At 69.4% G+C, this 17,131-nt stretch carries 13 protein-coding genes; 8 read left to right on the forward strand and 5 right to left on the reverse strand.

Translation table 11 applies throughout. The features are described 5' to 3' along the window. Positions 1-9 precede the first annotated feature (9 nt). Entirely contained in the window at positions 10-2,004 is a 1,995-nt protein-coding gene (locus LR948_RS09420) for a protein meaA (RefSeq protein WP_232753756.1), read from the reverse strand. A 303-nt stretch (positions 2,005-2,307) separates the two neighbouring features. Here LR948_RS09420 and LR948_RS09425 point away from each other — a divergent pair, with 303 nt between their 5' ends. From LR948_RS09425 to LR948_RS09440, 4 genes are all read left to right on the forward strand, one after another. Then, complete coding sequence (locus tag LR948_RS09425; protein ID WP_232753904.1) at positions 2,308-3,672, forward strand: 1-acyl-sn-glycerol-3-phosphate acyltransferase; 1,365 nt, start codon at positions 2,308-2,310, stop codon at positions 3,670-3,672. Between the two features lie 142 nt (positions 3,673-3,814). Beyond that, entirely contained in the window at positions 3,815-5,098 is a 1,284-nt protein-coding gene (gene ccrA / locus LR948_RS09430) for a crotonyl-CoA carboxylase/reductase (protein WP_232753757.1), read from the forward strand. Positions 5,099-5,777: 679 nt separating this feature from the next. Beyond that, the gene (locus tag LR948_RS09435) at positions 5,778-7,316 is read left to right on the forward strand and encodes an ATP-dependent RecD-like DNA helicase (RefSeq protein ID WP_232753758.1); all 1,539 of its coding nucleotides are present in this window, start codon (positions 5,778-5,780) and stop codon (positions 7,314-7,316) included. Then, entirely contained in the window at positions 7,313-8,041 is a 729-nt protein-coding gene (locus LR948_RS09440; RefSeq protein WP_232753759.1) for an SDR family oxidoreductase, read from the forward strand. Before LR948_RS09435 ends, LR948_RS09440 begins: the two co-directional genes overlap by 4 nt. Positions 8,042-8,260: 219 nt before the next feature. Here LR948_RS09440 and LR948_RS09445 read toward each other — a convergent pair whose 3' ends face one another. After that, a complete protein-coding gene (locus tag LR948_RS09445; RefSeq protein ID WP_232753760.1) occupies positions 8,261-9,277 on the reverse strand; it encodes an NADP-dependent oxidoreductase in 1,017 nt (338 codons plus the stop codon). A 104-nt stretch (positions 9,278-9,381) separates the two neighbouring features. Between LR948_RS09445 and LR948_RS09450 the strand changes: the two genes are divergently transcribed. From LR948_RS09450 to LR948_RS09465, 4 genes are read left to right on the forward strand one after another with little or no spacing between them, the layout of a single operon-like run. Further along, positions 9,382-11,013 carry a long-chain-fatty-acid--CoA ligase gene (locus LR948_RS09450; protein WP_232753761.1) on the forward strand — a complete coding sequence of 544 codons (1,632 nt, stop codon included), beginning with the start codon at positions 9,382-9,384 and terminating at the stop codon, positions 11,011-11,013. Continuing rightward, positions 11,003-11,455, forward strand: a complete 453-nt coding sequence (locus tag LR948_RS09455) for a MaoC family dehydratase (protein WP_232753762.1) — start codon at positions 11,003-11,005, stop codon at positions 11,453-11,455. The genes LR948_RS09450 and LR948_RS09455 overlap by 11 nt, the downstream gene beginning before the upstream one ends. Then, positions 11,455-12,690 carry an acyl-CoA dehydrogenase family protein gene (locus LR948_RS09460; protein ID WP_232753763.1) on the forward strand — a complete coding sequence of 412 codons (1,236 nt, stop codon included), beginning with the start codon at positions 11,455-11,457 and terminating at the stop codon, positions 12,688-12,690. Before LR948_RS09455 ends, LR948_RS09460 begins: the two co-directional genes overlap by 1 nt. Further along, positions 12,687-13,703, forward strand: coding sequence for a phosphotransferase family protein (locus tag LR948_RS09465; protein WP_232753764.1), 1,017 nt, complete (start codon positions 12,687-12,689; stop codon positions 13,701-13,703). The genes LR948_RS09460 and LR948_RS09465 overlap by 4 nt, the downstream gene beginning before the upstream one ends. 405 nt (positions 13,704-14,108) lie before the next feature. Here the strand turns inward: LR948_RS09465 and LR948_RS09470 are convergent, their stop codons facing one another. The 3 genes from LR948_RS09470 to LR948_RS09480 are packed head-to-tail and all read right to left on the reverse strand — an operon-like array spanning position 14,109 to position 17,130. After that, entirely contained in the window at positions 14,109-15,425 is a 1,317-nt protein-coding gene (locus LR948_RS09470; RefSeq protein ID WP_232753765.1) for an FAD-binding oxidoreductase, read from the reverse strand. Further along, positions 15,422-16,243, reverse strand: coding sequence for an ABC transporter permease subunit (locus LR948_RS09475; protein ID WP_232753766.1), 822 nt, complete (start codon positions 16,241-16,243; stop codon positions 15,422-15,424). The genes LR948_RS09470 and LR948_RS09475 overlap by 4 nt, the downstream gene beginning before the upstream one ends. Beyond that, positions 16,240-17,130: an ABC transporter permease subunit gene (locus LR948_RS09480; RefSeq protein ID WP_232753767.1), complete on the reverse strand. Its 891-nt coding sequence runs from the start codon at positions 17,128-17,130 to the stop codon at positions 16,240-16,242. The genes LR948_RS09475 and LR948_RS09480 overlap by 4 nt, the downstream gene beginning before the upstream one ends. Position 17,131: the final 1 nt, after the last annotated feature.

Here is a 17,131-nt window from a genome sequence, read left to right on the forward strand (position 1 = left end):
GATGAGTTGTTATTCCGCCGCGACCGCTTCGGGGTCGGCGAGGGTCACGATATCGCGCATGATTCCGTTCAGCGCGAAGTCCTTGGGCGTATAGACCCGGGCGACGCCCATGGCCCGGAGCCGGCGGGCGTCTTCCTCGGGAATGATTCCGCCGACGATCAGCGGCAGATCCCCGAGCCCCTCGGCGCGCAGCCGCGCCAGCGTATCCTCGACCAGCGGCAGGTGGCTGCCCGAGAGGATCGACAGGCCGATCACATGGGCGCGGCCCTCGCGGGCGGCGGCGACGATCTGCTCCGGGGTGAGGCGGATGCCCTCGTAATCGATCTCCATCCCGCAATCGCGGGCGCGCACGGCGATCTGCTCGGCGCCGTTGGAATGGCCGTCGAGCCCGGGCTTGCCGATCAGCAGCTTCAGCCGCCGGCCGAGCTTGTCCGAGACCGCGTCGACCGCGGCGCGCAGGTCCTTGAGCCCCTCGGTGCGGTTCGAGGCCGAGGGCGAGACCCCGGTCGGCCCGCGGTATTCGCCATGGGCGGCGCGCATCTCGGCGGCCCATTCTCCGGTGGTCACCCCGGCGCGGGCGGCGGCGATGGAGGCGGGCATGACATTCTGCCCCTCGCGCGCGGCGGCGCGCAGATCGGCCAGCGCCCGGGCCACCGCCTCGGCGTCGCGCGCCTCGCGCCAGGCCGTCAGCCGGGCGATCTGGTCGGCCTCGACCGCCGGGTCGACGGTCATGATGCCGCCGTCCTCGCCCAGAAGCGGCGAGGGCTCGCTCTCGGTCCAGCGGTTGACGCCGACGACCACGGTTTCGCCGGCCTCGACGCGGGCCACGCGGTCGGCGTTGCTCTCCACGAGGCGCGACTTCATGTAGTCGATGGCCTCGATCGCGCCGCCCATGGCGTCGAGATTGGCCAGCTCCGCCCGCGCGCCGTCCTTCAGCGCCGCGACCTTGCGCTCGACCGCGGGGTTCTCGTCGAAGAGGTCGTCGAACTCCAGAAGGTCGGTCTCATAGGCCATGATCTGCTGCATCCGCATCGACCATTGCTGGTCCCAGGGGCGCGGCAGGCCAAGCGCCTCGTTCCATGCGGGCAGCTGCACCGCCCGGGCGCGGGCCTTCTTCGACAGCGTGACCGCCAGCATCTCGATCAGGATGCGGTAGACGTTGTTCTCGGGCTGCTGTTCGGTCAGCCCCAGCGAGTTGACCTGCACCCCGTAGCGGAAGCGGCGGTAGCGCGCGTCCTCGATGCCGTAGCGCTCGCGCAGGAGCTCGTCCCAGAGGTCGACGAAGGCGCGCATCTTGCACATCTCGGTGACGAAGCGGATGCCCGCGTTCACGAAGAAGGAGATCCGCCCGGCGAGCACCGGGAAGTCTTCCTCGGGCACGCGCGGCTTCAGCTCGTCGAGCACCGCGATGGCGGTGGCCAGCGCATAGGCCAGCTCCTGTTCCGGCGTCGCGCCGGCCTCCTGCAGGTGGTAGGAGCAGACGTTCATCGGGTTCCACTTGGGGATGTTCCGGTAACAATATTCCGCCACGTCCCCGATCATCTTGAGCGAGGGTTTCGGCGGGCAGATATAGGTGCCCCGGCTGAGGTATTCCTTGATCAGGTCGTTCTGCACCGTTCCCTGCAGCTTGGCGGGATCCGCGCCCTGTTCCTCGGCCACCGCGACGTAAAGCGCCAGGAGCCAGGGCGCGGTCGCGTTGATCGTCATCGAGGTGTTCATCTGCTCGAGCGGGATCTGGTTGAAGAGCGTGCGCATGTCGCCCAGGTGGCAGATCGGCACGCCGACCTTGCCGACCTCGCCGCGCGCCAGAAGGTGGTCGCTGTCGTAGCCGGTCTGGGTCGGCAGGTCGAAGGCCACCGACAGCCCGGTCTGCCCCTTGGCGAGATTGCCGCGATAGAGCGCGTTGGACGCCTCGGCGGTGCTGTGGCCCGCGTAGGTGCGGATCAGCCAGGGCTTGTTTTTCTGCGGCGCCGCTTCGGCGGCGGCGGGTGGGGTCTGGGTCATGGCTCCTCGCAAACGAGTCGGAACGGTAATAAAATTGCGCTAGGGCACAGGTAGGCGAAAGAATGTGGCGGTGTCAATTCGCTGCGTTGCGGCAGAGCGCGAAACGCTGCGGCGCAGCCATGGGGCAGGGCGGGCCGGGGGGCCTTCCCCGACAAGGCCGGGGCGGTCCGGCCCCGGCGCGCGCCGTCCCGTCCGTCTCTCAACCCCAGTGCCCACCGCGCGACATCCTCACGCGCCCCCGCGCGCGCCGTTCGGCGCAACTCGCGGGTGGAGCGTGGAGACATGACCTGCTTATCTGAGCCCATGACCGGCACCGTAACGCTTCCTGTCTGGCTCTTCGCGCTGATTCTCGCCTTCGCCGGCGTGACCTTCGCCTCGCATTTCCTGTTCCCCTCGGTGCGCTGGTTCTTCCGCCGCCGGGCCGAGCGCATCGTGGCGCGGCTGAACCAGCGGCTCGAGCGCCCGATCCAGCCCTTCAAGCTCGCGCGCCGCTACGACCTGATCCAGCGGCTGATCTACGACCCCGAGGTCACCGAGGCGGTCCTGGCCCATGCCCGCGAGAACGGGCTGCGCGAGGATGTCGCCTTCGAGGACGCCCGCCGCTACGCCCGCGAGATCGTGCCGGCCTTCTCGGCCTCGGCCTATTTCGGCTTCGCGATCCGCGCCGCGCGCTGGCTCTCGAACGAGCTTTACCGCGTCGATGTGGACGAAAGCGGCGCGGGGCCGCTGGCGCAGGTCGACCGCGACGCGACCGTGGTCTTCGTGATGAACCACCGCTCGAACATGGATTACGTGCTGGTCACTTACCTCGCCGCGCAGCGCTCGGCGCTGTCCTACGCGGTGGGCGAATGGGCGCGCGTCTGGCCGCTCTCGGCGCTGATCCGGGCCATGGGGGCCTATTTCATCCGGCGCCGCTCGCGCACGGCGCTCTATCGCAAGGTGCTGGAGAAATACGTGCAGATGGCGACCCGGGGCGGGGTGGCCCAGGCGATCTTCCCCGAGGGCGGGCTGTCGCTCGACGGCGGGCTGAAGACGCCCAAGGTCGGGCTGATCAAATACCTCGCCGAGGGCGCCAACCTCGAGGCCCGCGACCTGGTCTTCGTGCCGGTGGCGCTGAACTACGAGCGCGTGCTCGAGGACCGGATCCTGATCGACGCCGACCGGCGCGGCGAACGAAAGTTTCGCGCCTCGGTGGTCTCGGCGATCTTCAACGCGCTGGCGCTTCTCTGGCGGCGGGCGACCGGGCGCTTCCGGCGCTTCGGCAGCACCGCCGTGCGGATCGGCGCGCCCTTGTCGCTGCGCGAGAACCCCGGCCTCGCCGCCACCCCCGAGGCGCTCGGCCGCGAGATCATGTCCCGCATCGCCGAGGCCGTGCCGGTGCTGCCGGTGCCGCTGGTGGCGCATCTCCTGCTCTGCCGTGGCCCGATGCGCCGCGAGGCGCTGATCGAGGCGGTGGAGACCACGGGGCAGGGGCTGGGCGAGCGGCTGGTCCTGCCGCGCGGCACCGCCGAGGCGGCGGTTGATCACGCGCTCGAACGGCTGGGCGCGCGCGGGCTTCTGAGCGTGGCCGACGGACTGCACGGCCCCACCGAGGAGGCCGAGCCGATCCTGCGCTTCTACGCCAACTCGGTGCGCCACCTGCTGCCGGATTGTGCAGGTGCAGCGTAACTTTCTGCAGGCGCTCGGTCATAAAATTACAAACTGGGCGTAAATATGATTGAATAGTTGCGTGGCCCCTTATATCCCGTGGGAACACATCGAATCCACGCCGCGATGCGGCGCCGCCCGAGATTTACCTGAGGAGGCAGTCATGGCTCTCGACCAGCAACCCGGCATCGCGCAATACGATGCGCCCGAGAAGGACCTCTACGAGATCGGGGAAATGCCCCCGATGGGCTATGTGCCGAAGTCGATGTATGCCTGGGCGATCCGCCGCGAGCGCCACGGCCTGCCCGACAGCTCCTTCCAGGTCGAGGTGGTCGACGTCCCCAAGCCCGACAGCCATGACGTGCTGGTCCTGGTGATGGCCGCGGGGGTCAACTACAACGGCGTCTGGGCCGGCCTCGGCCAGCCGATCTCGCCTTTCGACGTGCACAAGGCGCCCTTCCATATCGCCGGCTCCGACGCCTCGGGCATCGTCTGGGCGGTGGGCGACAAGGTGCGCAACTGGAAGGTCGGCGACGAGGTGGTGATCCACTGCAACCAGGACGACGGCGACGACGAGGAGTGCAACGGCGGCGATCCGATGTTCTCGCCGACGCAGCGGATCTGGGGCTACGAGACGCCCGACGGCTCCTTCGCGCAGTTCACCTGCGTGCAGGCCCAGCAGCTCATGCCGCGTCCGCGCCATCTGACCTGGGAGGAATCGGCCTGCTACACGCTGACCCTGGCCACCGCCTACCGGATGCTCTTCGGGCACCACCCGCACGAGCTGAAGCCGGGCCAGAACGTCCTGGTCTGGGGCGCCTCGGGGGGCCTTGGCTCCTACGCGATCCAGCTCGCCAATACCGCCGGGGCCAATGCCATCGGCGTCATCTCCGAGGAGGACAAGCGCGACTTCGTCATGTCGCTTGGCGCCAAGGGGGTGATCAACCGCAAGGACTTCAACTGCTGGGGCCAGCTGCCGACGGTCAATTCGCCGGAATACAACGAGTGGCTGAAGGAGGCCCGGCGCTTCGGCAAGGCAATCTGGGAGATCACCGGCAAGGGCGTCAGCGTCGACATGGTCTTCGAGCACCCCGGCGAGTCGACCTTCCCGGTCTCCACGCTGGTGGTGAAGAAGGGGGGCATGGTGGTGATCTGCGCCGGCACGACCGGCTACAACACGACCTTCGACGTGCGCTACATGTGGATGCACCAGAAGCGGCTGCAGGGCTCGCATTTCGCCCATCTCAAGCAGGCTGCGGCGGCCAACAAGCTGATGATGGAGCGCCGGCTCGATCCCTGCATGTCCGAGGTCTTCCCCTGGGCCGAGATCCCCGAGGCGCACATGAAGATGTACCGCAACGAGCATAAGCCTGGGAACATGTCGGTCCTGGTGCAGGCGCCGCGCACCGGGCTGCGGACGCTCGAGGACGCGCTCGAGGCGCGCTGATCCCTCCGGGCGCGGGTTTCCCTGCCGCGCCCGACCTCGGGGCGGCAGGTGGTCTGCCGCCCCAATCTGGGCCTTTGGGCGGGTTTGTGCCCGTCCCCGGCCCGGCGCATGCCCCGCGCCCGACCCACGGCCCGCGTCCCGCCCGATCGGACGCGGGCCGTGGTGGTTTTTGGGGGGGGCGGAGGATCTCGGAGGCGGAGGCAGGCGCGGCGGTGGCGGTCGGGCCGTGTGGCAGACGGGCACTATTGTGCGTGCAGTCTCTCGTGCGTCATCCCTCTCAGCGACATCCCAGCGTCCGTCCCCAAGTCACGACCGTTGGTGAAGCCCTCTCCCCTATCAACACACCCCAACAGAGGGCGCGCACCGGACCGGGGGCCGGCGCTGCCGACCTCTGAGCTAAACGCTTTATCCCAGCAAGGTCAGGACTGGCTGTGAGCTAATCACGCCACCCCAAGGAGCGCCGGCCCAAGGGGCCGGTCCGGCGCGCGCCCGGCATCTTCGATGCTGTTCGGGCGCAAGAGGGTCAATCTTCACCGTTGGCCCCTTAATCCGGCCTAGCCATCGGAGCACCTCATCGCAGCGCCACATCACCGCAGCACCGCAGCACCGCAGCACCGCAGCGCCCCCGACCCTTCGCTCTCTCTGGCGCCTCCCGCGCACGCCCGGTAGGGTCCGCGGCATGACCCTGCCCGCGCTGACCTTCTCCGACGACCAGGCCGAGGCCTTCGACCGCGTCTCCGCCATGATGAAGGAGGCCGGCGTCGACCTCGACGGGGGCTATGCCCAACCCGCCCGCGACGGCGGCTCCCGCGTTATGGCGCTGATCGGCAAGGCGGGCTCGGGCAAGACCATGCTGCTAGCGGCACTCGCCAAGGCGCTGGACGACGCGGGCGTCGAAACCGTCTCGGGCGACTACGAGGGCCGCAAGCGCAAGGAGCGCCGCACGCTGGCGATCCTCGCGCCGACCAACAAGGCGGCCAGCGTCCTGCGCAACCGCGGCGTGCCGGCGACCACCATTCACCGCATCCTCTACACCCCGGTCTACGACCCGGAATACGAGAAGATCGCCGAATGGCTCATGGGCAACGGAGAGAAACCCGAGATCGAGGGGCTCACCCCCGAGGCGCTCGACCGCGCGCAGGGCTCTTTCGCGACCCACAAGTCGGTGCCCGCGGCGCTGGCGGCGGCGGGCCTGCGCGGGTCGGATTTCATCACCGGCTGGAAGCGCCGCGAGGAGCCGCTTGACATCGGCTTCGTCGACGAGGCCTCGATGCTCGACGCCCGCCAGTTCGAGGACCTGCAGGAGATCTTCCCCAACCTCATCCTCTTCGGCGACCCCGCGCAGCTCGCCCCGGTGAACCAGTCCGGCGCCATGGTCTTCGACGGCATGCGCGAGGAGCAGAAGCTCGAACTGGCCCGCGTGCACCGGCAGGAGGCCGACAACCCGATCCTCGATCTGGCCCATGCGCTGGCCGACCCGGCGCTGCGCTTCGAGGATTTCGAGCGCATGGTCGAAGAGACCGCCCGCCGCGACGACCGCGTGGTCTGGGGCCAGCGCGTCGAGGTCGACCTCATGGCACGCTCGCCGGTTCTGGTCTGGCGCAACGCCACGCGGATCCGGCTGATCAACGCCTTCCGCGCGGTCTACGGCGCGCCCGAGACCGAGCTTCTGGAAGGCGAGCCGCTGATCTGCGACGGCATCGAGCTGCCGCTCAAGCACCGCAAGAAGCGGCTCGACCTCGAGGCCCGGGGGCTGATCAAGGGCGCGCAGGTGGTCTACCTCGGGCCCGGGCGCAAGCCGGGCTTCTCGCGGCTGCACGTCATGGGCGCGCCCGATCCGCGTATCTCGGCGGCCTCGATCGTGAAGATCGAGAAGCCCGACGAGGAGGAGCCCTTCATCCCCTATGCCGCGCGCATGGGGGCGACCTTCCTGCATGGTGCGGCGGTGACCATCCACAAGGCGCAGGGCTCGCAATGGGACGCGGTGCAGGTCTTCGCGCCCGACCTCTACGCCGCCGCGCGGGCCGGGCGCACCGAGGCGGGCCAGCCGCTCTGGAAGCGGCTTGCCTATGTGGCGATCACCCGGGCGCAGGAGCGGCTGATCTGGGTGGTGCGCAACCGGCTGGCCAAGCCCAGCCAACCCCTGACGGTCGCGGATCTGCGCGCCGAGGCTCCGGCGCCCGCGCTCGAACTGACCAGCGGAGAGGAGGAGCAATGAAATCCATCCTGATCACCGGGGCGAGCTCCGGCATCGGCGCGGCGGTGGCCCGCGATTTCCTAGACGCGGGCTGGCAGGTGGGGCTTCTCGCCCGCCGCGCCGAGGCGCTCGAGGAGGTGGCCGCGGGCCGCGAGGGTGCCGTGGTGCTGCCCGCCGATGTGACCGACCCCGAGGCGGTCGAAGGGGCCTTCGCCACCTTCCACCGCGCCGCCGGGCGGCTCGACGTGCTGTTCAACAACGCCGGGGCCTTCGGGCCCGCCGCCACCATCGACGAGGTTCCCGTCGAGGACTGGCTGAAGGTCGTGAACGTGAACCTCACCGGCATGTTCCTCTGCGCCCGCGCGGCCTTCGCGCAGATGCGCGCGCAGGAGCCGCAGGGCGGGCGGATCGTGAACAACGGCTCGATCTCGGCCTATGTCCCGCGCGAGACCTCGGTCTGCTACACCACGACGAAACACGCGATCACCGGGCTGACGCGCTCGCTCAGCCTCGACGGGCGGGGCTTCGGCATCGCCTGCGGGCAGATCGACCTCGGCAATGCCAAGACCGAGCTTCTGGAAGGCATCATCGAGAGCAACCGCGCCAAGGGCCAGCCGGAGCCGCCGGTGATGGATGTGGCCGAGGCGGTGCGCTCGGTGCGGCTCATGGCGGAGATGCCGCCCGAGGCCAACGTGCAGTTCATGACGGTGATGGCGACGACCATGCCGTATATCGGGCGGGGCTAGGCAGCGTCTCAGGAGGGGGGGCAGTTCGCAGCCGGAGCGGGATGCCACAGGGTTTACCGTGCCCTGAGCATGAATACGCCCTGCGCAGACAACGCGAAGCCCCCCGCAATAAAAACGCGGCCCGGAACGCTGCCGGGCCGCGCCACATTCACTGAAAAAATCGCCAAGCACGGGCAACCCCGGGAGGGAAAGCCCCCAGCACCGCCCGCGCCCGGCACCTCAGATCTTCACCACCTGCTTGCCGGTGTTGCCGCCCTTCAGCATGTTCAGGAAGGCTTCGGGGGCGTTTTCCAGCCCTTCGGCCACATCCTCGAGATAGGCGATCTCGCCCTGGCCGACGCGCGGGCCCACGTCCTTCAGGAATGCCGGGTAGTGATCCCAGTGGTCGAAGATGATGAACCCGTCGACCGAGAGCCGCTTGGTCAGGATCGAGCGCCAGGCCATCGGCAGCAGGTTCGCCTCGCCGACCTCGCCGCTGTACCAGGCCACCGCGCCGCAAAGCGGGATGCGGCCATGGGTGTTCATCAGCGGCAGCACGGCCTCGAGGAGGTTGCCGCCGACGTTCTCCCAGTAGATGTCGACGCCGTCGGGAGCCGCCTCGGAGAGCGCCGCGCGCAGGCTCTTGGCATCGCCGTGGGCGCGGTGGTCGATGGCCGCGTCGAAGCCGAAGGTCTCGGTGGCGATGCGGCACTTCTCCGCGCCGCCGGCGACGGCGACGGTGCGCAGGCCCATGGACTTGGCGAGCTGGCCGACCATGGAGCCGACCGGCCCGGTGGCGGCGCCGACGACCAGGGTCTCGCCCTTCTTCGGGCGGCCGTATTCGTGCAGGCCGCGCCAGCCGGTGAAGCCCGGCATGCCGAGGACGCCCAGCACCGCCGAGGGCGGCGTGCCTTCGTCGAGCTTGCGGATCTCGCCGGCCTTCAGGACCGCGTGCTCGGCCCAGCCGGTCATCCCGGTGACGCGGTCGCCCTCGGCGAAGCCCTCGGCCTTGGAGGCGATGACCCGGCCGACGCCCTGGGCGGTCATCGTGCCGCCGATCTCGACCGGCTCGGCATAGCTCTTGGCGTCATCCATCCGCCCGCGCATGTAGGGATCGAGGGACATCCACTCGACGGCGACCAGGACCTCGCCGTCCTGGGGGGTCGGCATGGGATCGGTCTCGAGCGAGAAATCCTCGAGGACGGCGGCGCCCTGGGGACGGCGGGCGAGCGCGATGCGGCGATAGGTATCGGACATGAAATGCCTTTTCGTTACGTCGTCTGGCTTATTGGTTGCGGAAGCGCGGCTGGCTTCGCACAGTGAGGTGGTGTTCTGACGCGCAGACGGCAAGGGAGGGCCAGATGCACGGAATGATGATGACCCAGCCGCTCTCGATCATCGAGATCCTGCGATACGCGGCGGGGGCGCATCCCGGCGGCGAGATCGTATCGGTGCGGACCGAGGGCGACATCCACCGCGAAACCTATGCAGAGGCCTTCGGCCGCGCCGCGCAGCTCGCCCATGGGCTCGAGGGGCTCGGCGTCGGCGAGGGCGACCGCGTGGCGACGCTGGCCTGGAACGGCTACCGCCACTTCGAACTTTATTACGGCGTCTCGGGCATGGGGGCGGTCTGCCACACCATCAATCCGCGGCTCTCGGCCGAGCAGATGCTCTATATCATCCGCCACGCCGACGACCGGGTGCTCTGCTTCGACGTTACCTTCACCCCGCTGATCGAGGGGCTGGCCGAACATCTGCCCGAAGACCTGGTGCTGGTCGCCATGACCGACCGGGCGCATATGCCCGACAGCAAGCTCGAGCTTCTGTGCTACGAGGAGCTGCTGGAGGGCCAGCCCGATACCTACGACTGGCCCGAGCTCGACGAGGAGGCCGCCGCGGCGCTCTGCTACACCTCGGGCACAACCGGCAATCCCAAGGGCGCGCTTTATTCCCACCGCTCGACCGTGCTGCACGCCTTCTCGGTCGCCGTGGCCCTGTCGAAATCCCTGAAGGAGGGCGGGCGCGTCCTGCCGGTGGTGCCGCTTTTCCACGTCAACGCCTGGGGGCTGCCCTATGCGGCGCCGCTGACCGGGGCCTCGCTGATCATGCCGGGGCCGAAGCTCGACGGGCCCTCGCTCTTCGAGCTGATGGACGGCGAAAAGGTCACCTCGGCCTGGGGCGTGCCCACGGTCTGGCTGGGCCTGCGCGCCGAGATCGATGCCCGCGGCCGCAACCCCGAGGGCTTCGGGCACGTGGTGGTCGGCGGCTCCGCCGCGCCGCGCTCGATGATCGAGGGGTTCGAGAAAAGCGGCGTCGACGTCTGCCACGCCTGGGGCATGACCGAGATGAGCCCGGTCGGCACCCATGGCCTGCTCTCCGAGCCGATGCGCGAGCTGCCCTTCGACGCGCAGATCGACCTGAAGTCGAAACAGGGCCGGCGGCTCTTCGGGGTCGAGTTGAAGATCGTCGACGAGGGTGGCCAGCCGCTGCCGCACGACGGCCGCGCGGCGGGCGAGTTGTTCGTGCGCGGCAATGGCGTGATCTCGGGGTATTTCAACAACGCCGAGGCCAGCGCCGCCGCCTTCGACGACGAGGGCTGGTTCGGCACCGGCGATGTCGCCTCGATCGACGACAAGGGCTTCCTGGTGATCCAGGACCGCACCAAGGACCTGATCAAGTCGGGCGGCGAATGGATTTCCTCGATCGACCTCGAGAACATCGTGATCGCCCATCCCAAGGTGGCAAGCTGCGCGGTGATCGCGGTGCCGCATCCGAAATGGGACGAACGCCCGCTCCTGGTGGTCGTGCCCGAGGGCGGCGAGAAGCCGACCCTGCCCGAGGTGCACGAGATGCTGCTCGAGCATGTGGCGCGCTGGCAGCTGCCCGACGACATGGTCTTCGTCGAGGAGCTGCCGCTGACCGCCACCGGCAAGGTCTCCAAGCTGACCCTGCGCGACCGCTTCGGCGATCACGCCCTGCCCGATGTGGGCTGAGAGCCTGCGCAGCCTCGGACCAAGCGCCTCGCGCTGGTACGAGGTCACGCCCGACCAGGTGCGGGCCTTCGCCGGTGCCAGCCTCGACTGGCAGGGCATCCACCTGGAGGACGAGGCGGCGCGGGCGGCGGGCTTCCCGGGGCCGGTGGCCCATGGGTTCCTGGCGCTCTCGCTCCTGTCGACCATGCTTTACGACGTGCTGCCCGAGCTGCCGGGCGGGGCCTGGTCGGTGAACTACGGCTTCGACCGCGTGCGCTTCCTCGCGCCCATCGCGGTCGGCACAAGGCTGCGCGGCCAGTTCCAGATGTCCGAGATGCGCCCCCGCGAGGGCGGCGGCATGTTGCTGCGCTGGGACGTGACGGTCGAACGCGAGGGCGAAGAGAAACCGGCGCTGGCGGCCGATTGGCTGACGCTGGTCAACTGGACGGAGGACGAGAGCTGATGGATCTGGGTGTCACGGAGCGGGTGCGCCCGCTGATCGAGGCGGTGCGCGAGATGGTCACGGACGAGATCGCGCCGCTCGACCGGGAGTTTCACGCCGAGGTCGGCAAGCACCCCAAGGGCCGGTTCTTCCACACCGACCGCCAGCTCGAGATCCTGAACGGGCTGAAGGAGATGGCCCGGGCGCGCGGGCTCTGGAACTTCTGGCTGACCGACAGCGAGCGCGGCTACGGGCTGACCACCGTCGAATACGCCTATCTCGCCGAGGAGATGGGCAAGGTGCCGCTCGCCGCCGAGGTCTTCAACTGCAACGCCCCGGACACCGGCAACATGGAGGTGCTCGAGCGCTACGGCGAGGACTGGATGAAGACCCGCTGGCTGACGCCGCTCCTGAACGGAGAGATCCGCTCGGCTTATGTGATGACCGAGCCCGAGGTGGCCTCCTCGGATGCCGCGCAGCTCGCCTTCGAGGCCCGGCGCGAGGGCGACCACTACGTGTTGAACGGCGAGAAATGGTGGATCTCGGGGGCGGGCGATCCGCGCTGCGGGCTTTATATCCTCATGGCCTGCACCGATCCCGAGGCGCCCAAGCACCAGCGCCACACGATGTTCGTCCTCGACCCCGACCTGCCCGGCATTGAGGTGCTGCGCCCGATGACCGTCTTCGGGGCCGACGACGCGCCGCACGGGCATATGCACATCCGCTTCACCGACGTGAAGGTCCCGGTCGAGAACGTCGTCCTCGGCCCCGGGCGCGGCTTCGAGGTGGCCCAGGGGCGGCTCGGCCCCGGGCGCATCCACCACTGCATGCGCGCCATCGGCCAGGCCGAGAAGGCGCTCGAGATGATGTGCCGCCGCGGGCTCGACCGCGAGGCCTTCGGCAAACCGCTGGTCGAACTGGGCGCGAATTACGACATCATCGCCAACGCCCGGATGGAGATCGAGATGGCGCGGCTCCTCTGCCTCAAGGCGGCCTGGATGATGGACACCAAAGGGGTGCGGGCGGCCCAGCCCTGGATCTCCAAGATCAAGGTGATCGCGCCGCTCATGGCAGGCCGGGTGCTGGACGAGGCCATGCAGATGTTCGGCGCCGCCGGCATCAGCCAGGACACCGAGCTGGCGCATATGTGGACCCATCTGCGCACCCTGCGCTTCGCCGACGGGCCCGACGCGGTGCACCGCCGCCAGGTCGCCCGCGCCGAGCTGCGCAAGCTGAGCCAGCGGGAGGCGGGATGAGCGAGCTCGACCGGCAGGCCGTCGCCGCCTGGATGGAGGACAACATCCCGGGCTACGCGGGCCCGCTTTCGGTGACCAAGTTCGAGATCGGCCAGTCGAACCCGACCTACCGGCTGAACGCCGGATCGGGCTCCTACGTGCTGCGCCGCAAGCCCGAGGGGGCGCTTCTGAAATCCGCCCATGCGGTCGACCGGGAGTTCCGCGTCCAGCGGGCGCTCTGGGACAGCGACGTGCCGGTGCCCCGCGTCATCGCGCTTTGCGAGGACGAGAGCGTCATCGGCTCGATGTTCTACGTGATGGAGCATGTCTCGGGCCGCAGCCTCGACGAGCCCGCCATGCCCGGCCTGGTGCCCGGCGAACGCGCCGACATCATGGCCGAGATGGCCCGGGTGCTGGCGGCGATCCACGAGGTCGACCTCGAGGCCGTGGGCCTCTCGGACTACGGCCCGCCGGGGCATTACTACGCCCGGCAGCTCAAGCGTTGGGCCGGGCAATATGCCGCCAGCGAAACCGAGAGCCTGCCCGCCATGGACCGGCTGATCGCCCGGCTCGGCGAGGAGATGCCCGAGGACGACGGCACCCGCACGCTGGTGCATGGCGACTACCGGATCGATAACATGCTTTTCGAGACCGAGGGCGCGCGGGCGACCGCGGTCCTCGACTGGGAGCTCTCGACCCTGGGCCATCCTTTCGCCGATCTCGCCGGCGTGGTGATGCAATGGCAGATGCCCCCCGGCGCCGAGGGCCGGGGGCTCGCGGGGCTCGACCGCAGGGTGCTGGGGCTGCCTACGGACGAAGAGTTCGTCGGAGCCTATTGCGCCGCCCGCGGCATCGCCCGTCCCGCGCGCTTCGGCTATTACGTGGCCTTCGCCTTCTTCCGCATGGGCGCGATCCTGCAGGGGGTGAAGAAGCGCGCGCTCGACGGCAATGCCTCGAACCCCGAAAGCGCGCTGCGCCTCGGCGCCTATGTGCCCCGCTTCGCGGAGATGGGGCTGGAGTGGCTCGACCGGTAGGGGTTGTCTCTTGGGCATCTTTGGTGGGGTCCGGGCCGCCTGCGGCGCCCCGGACCCGGGCAGGGGGCTCTGCCCCCTCTGCGGGCGTGCCGCCCGCATTCACCCCCGAGGTATTTGGACAAGCTGAAGCATGTGGGGTGGTGCTGGCTGCTGCGGAGGCGCGCCGGGTTGGGGTGTGGTGTTTGCTGGTGGGTGAGAGGCCTGTGGTGCGGGGCGCGCTTGGGGCCGGGCGTGGCGCGGGTTTTGGGTTGGGCCGGATGGTGTGGTGGATTGCTGGTGTGGTGGCGGCGGTGATGTGAGTGGCGCTTGGACTGTCCAAGCGGTGAATGGCGGACGGAGTGGCGGGCTGGAGGTTATAGGAGCCCGGCGCCCGGGTGGCCGAGCGGCGCGCGCCTCTTATGCCGCTCAGAGGTCCAGCGTCTCGGCGGCGAGATAGGCGGGGGCGAGCAGGGCGCGGCGGAAGCGGCCGAGCGGGAAGCGGCGCGGCGGCGCGGCGACGGCGCGGGGCAGGGCGGTCTCGGGGGAGAGGATCTTCCGCGCGACCTCTCCGCCGAGGTGGCTCGCCATGGCGACGCCGTTGCCGTGGTAGCCCAGCGCGGCGAAGAGGCCGGGATGGCCCGGCACCGGGCCCGCGAATGGCGTCAGGTTGGCCATCAGGCAAACGAGCCCGGACCATTCGTGGGTGATCTCGACCTCGGACCAGGCGGGGAAGAGCCGCGCGAAGTCGCCACGGATTTTCCGCGCGATCCGCGCCTGGGCGCGGGGCGTCGCATGCAGCCCGCCGCGCATCCCGAAGAGGAAGCGCCCGTCCGGCAGGCGGCGGAAGTAATGCAGAAGCTCGCGGCTGTCGTAGCACATTTGCTCCGAGTGCCAGCCCTGGGCCTCGGCCTCGGCGGCCTCGAGCGGGCGGGTGAGGATGATCGAGCTTTGCACCGGCAGCGTGCGGCCCGCGAGCCAGTCCGGCAGGTCCTCGGAGGAATAGCCGTTGGTGGCGATCAGCACTGCCTTGGCCCGGACCCGGCCCCGGGGTGTGTCGAGCCGCCAGCCCGCGCCGTCGCGGCTGAGCGCGATGACCGGGCTGGACCCGAAGGCGCGCAGGCCCGCCTCTGTCGCGGCGCGGGCCAGGCCGTGGTGGTATTTCCTTGGGTGCAGCGCGAAGCCGAGCGGCGTGGTCAGCGCGCCGTGGAAGCCGCCGCCGAGGCCCGCGCCGGGCAGCGCCTCGGCGGGCAGGATCTCGGGCGTCACGCCATAGGCGGCCTCCGTGGCGCGGGCCTCGGCCTCGAAACCCCGGGCGGCGCGCGGGTTGTGGGCGAGCTGCGTCTCGCCGCGCGAATGGGTGTCGCAGGCGATGCCGTGGCGCGCGATCAGCCCGGCCACGGTCTCGATCGAGGCGACCTGGGTGGCATGCCATTCGGCCAGCCCCTCGGCTCCGAAGCGGCGGCGCAGGAGCGCCTCGGGCGCCTTGGCGCCGCCGAGGCAGCAGAAGCCGCCGTTCCGCCCCGAGGCGCCCCAGCCCGGGGCCTCGGCCTCGAGGAGGAGGCAGTCGGTGCCCGCCTCGGCCAGGGTGAGCCCGGCGGTGAGCCCGGTGTAGCCGCCGCCGATCACCGCGACGTCGGTCTGATGCGCGCCCGCAAGCTCCGGCCAGTCGGGCGGCGTGACCCCCTCGGCCCAGAAGCAGCCGGGGGCGGGCCCGTAGGCCGCGGGCTCGTAGAGCCGCCTCATGCGGTGGCGCGGGCCGCGGCCTGTTCGTCGCGGGCCTGGGCGACGGCGGCGCGCTTGGAGATCAGCGAGGCGGTGATCACCCCGACCGTCACGATGGCGATCATCAGCGTCGACAGCGCGTTGATCTGCGGGCTGACGCCCAGCCTGACCGCCGAGAAGATCTTGATCGGCAGCGTCGTGGCCGAGGGCCCGGTGGTGAAGCTCGCGATCACCAGGTCGTCGAGCGAGAGGGTGAAGGCCAGGAGCCAGCCCGAGATCACCGCCGGCGCGATGATCGGCAGGGTCACCAGCCGGAAGGCCTGGAAATGCGAGCAGCCGAGGTCCAGCGCCGCCTCCTCGAGCGCGCGGTCGAAGGTGGCGAGCCGCGAGGAGACCACCACCGAGACGTAGCACATCGAGAAGGTCGTATGCGCCAGCACGATGGTGAAGATCCCCCGGTCGAGCCCGATGCCGATGAACAGCAGGAGCAGCGACAGGCCGGTGATCACCTCGGGCATGACCAGCGGCGCGTAGATCATCCCGGAGAAGAGCGTCCGCCCGGCGAAGCGCCCGGCGCGCACCATGACCGTGGCCGCCATGGTGCCCAGCACCGTGGCGATGGTCGAGGAGAAGACCGCGACGCGGATCGTCACCCAGGCGGCGTCGAGGAACTCCTGGTCGGCGAAAAGCTCGCCATACCAGCGGGTCGAGAACCCCGCCCAGACGGTGACCAGCTTCGAGGCGTTGAAGCTGTAGATCACCAGAAGGATCATCGGCAGGTAGAGGAAGGTGAAGCCCAGCGTCAGCGAGGTCGCGTTGAACCAGGAAAAGCGTCTCATCCCTCGGCCTCCCGCGCCTTCTGCTCGTTGCGCTGGAACAGCACGATCGGCACGATCAGGATCATCAGCAGGATGATCGCCACGGCGCTGGCCACCGGCCAGTCGCGGTTGGAGAAGAACTCCTCCCAGAGGACCTTGCCGATCATCAGCGTGTCCGAGCCGCCCAGGAGCGAGGGGATCACGAATTCCCCGATGGTCGGGATGAAGACCAGGAAGCAGCCGGCGATGATGCCGCCCTTCGACAGCGGGATGGTCACCAGCCAGAAGGCCTCGAGCCGGGAGCAGCCCAGGTCCTCGGCGGCCTCGAGCAGGGAGTCGTCCATCTTCTCCAGCGTCGCGTAGATCGGCAGGATCATGAAGGGCAGATAGGTGTAGACGATGCCGATATAGACCGCGGTATTGGTCGAAAGGATCTGCAGCGGCGTGTCGATCAGCCCCAGCGCCATGAGGAACTGGTTCAGCACCCCTTCGGAAGACAGGATCCCCATCCAGGAGTAGACCCGGATCAGGAAGGAGGTCCAGAACGGCAGGATCACCAGCATCAGGAGCGTCGGCCGCCATTCGGGCGCGGCCCGGGCCATGGCATAGGCGATCGGATAGCCGATCAGGAGCGTGATCACCGTGGCCACCGCCGCGATCTTCAAGGACGAGAGATAGGCCCGCCAGTAAAGGTCATCGGTGGTCAGGAAAACGAAGTTCTCGAAGTCGAGCCCCGAGAGGAAGGCGCGGATGCCGGCCCAGCCTTCGGAGAGGTCGAGCGTCGGCGTGTAAGGCGGGATCGCCAGCGCGATATCCGAAAGCGCGATCTTCAGCACGATGGCGAAGGGCACCAGGAACAGCGCCAGAAGCCAGATGTAGGGCACGGCGATGAGGAACAGGCGGCGCATG

Origin of the sequence: Roseivivax sp. GX 12232, assembly GCF_021272185.1 — a bacterium.
GTDB lineage: Bacteria > Pseudomonadota > Alphaproteobacteria > Rhodobacterales > Rhodobacteraceae > Roseivivax.

Bases quoted from the DNA above. Each gene is read 5' to 3' on its own strand.
- LR948_RS09420 (WP_232753756.1), bottom strand. From the start codon at position 2,004: ATGACCCAGACCCCACCCGCCGCCGCCGAAGCGGCGCCGCAGAAAAAC.
- LR948_RS09425 (WP_232753904.1), top strand. From the start codon at position 2,308: ATGACCGGCACCGTAACGCTTCCTGTCTGGCTCTTCGCGCTGATTCTC.
- ccrA (WP_232753757.1), top strand. From the start codon at position 3,815: ATGGCTCTCGACCAGCAACCCGGCATCGCGCAATACGATGCGCCCGAG.
- LR948_RS09435 (WP_232753758.1), top strand. From the start codon at position 5,778: ATGACCCTGCCCGCGCTGACCTTCTCCGACGACCAGGCCGAGGCCTTC.
- LR948_RS09440 (WP_232753759.1), top strand. From the start codon at position 7,313: ATGAAATCCATCCTGATCACCGGGGCGAGCTCCGGCATCGGCGCGGCG.
- LR948_RS09445 (WP_232753760.1), bottom strand. From the start codon at position 9,277: ATGTCCGATACCTATCGCCGCATCGCGCTCGCCCGCCGTCCCCAGGGC.
- LR948_RS09450 (WP_232753761.1), top strand. From the start codon at position 9,382: ATGCACGGAATGATGATGACCCAGCCGCTCTCGATCATCGAGATCCTG.
- LR948_RS09455 (WP_232753762.1), top strand. From the start codon at position 11,003: ATGTGGGCTGAGAGCCTGCGCAGCCTCGGACCAAGCGCCTCGCGCTGG.
- LR948_RS09460 (WP_232753763.1), top strand. From the start codon at position 11,455: ATGGATCTGGGTGTCACGGAGCGGGTGCGCCCGCTGATCGAGGCGGTG.
- LR948_RS09465 (WP_232753764.1), top strand. From the start codon at position 12,687: ATGAGCGAGCTCGACCGGCAGGCCGTCGCCGCCTGGATGGAGGACAAC.
- LR948_RS09470 (WP_232753765.1), bottom strand. From the start codon at position 15,425: ATGAGGCGGCTCTACGAGCCCGCGGCCTACGGGCCCGCCCCCGGCTGC.
- LR948_RS09475 (WP_232753766.1), bottom strand. From the start codon at position 16,243: ATGAGACGCTTTTCCTGGTTCAACGCGACCTCGCTGACGCTGGGCTTC.
- LR948_RS09480 (WP_232753767.1), bottom strand. From the start codon at position 17,130: ATGCGCCGCCTGTTCCTCATCGCCGTGCCCTACATCTGGCTTCTGGCG.